The sequence below is a fragment of the Gilvimarinus sp. 1_MG-2023 genome (assembly GCF_030548285.1).
In genome coordinates this window covers 1-438 of record NZ_JAUOSC010000170.1, presented here as the reverse complement: position 1 = coordinate 438, position 438 = coordinate 1, and the positions used below count along the sequence as shown (strand labels likewise).

The following is a 438-nucleotide window of genomic DNA, read 5'->3' as shown; positions in this document are numbered from 1 at the left end:
GAGGAAAATGTCATTATGAAAGGACAAAGGACAGGGTTGATATTGTCCGGCGGGGGAGCTCGTGCGGCGTATCAAGTGGGGGTTCTCAAAGCCATACACGAAATCCTGCCACGGGGTCACTACAATCCGTTTGATATTATTTCCGGCACCTCCGCTGGTGCTATTAATGGCATTGCCCTGGCCAGCTATGCAGAAGCTTACCGTCGTGGTATCCGTCACATGGAACGTATCTGGCGGCATTTTTCCTGCGACCAGATTTATCGCACCGATTTCCGGGGCATGTCTCACTCACTGGCACGCATGGGCCGCAGCCTGATCATTGGCCGGGGTTATAAAAACGATCCGGTATCGTTACTCGACAACACCCCCTTGCGCCAGCTGCTGAGCGAAGTCGTCAACTTCGCCGACATCCAGCAAGCCATCAAGGATCAATACTTG

Annotated in this window: 1 protein-coding gene; it reads left to right on the top strand. The window is 53.2% G+C overall.

Annotation, left to right across the window (positions count from 1 at the left end):
- Window positions 1-15: 15 nt before the first annotated feature.
- On the top strand, window positions 16-438 hold a 423-nt coding region (locus Q4563_RS16265; RefSeq protein ID WP_303605217.1), incomplete at its 3' end, for a patatin-like phospholipase family protein.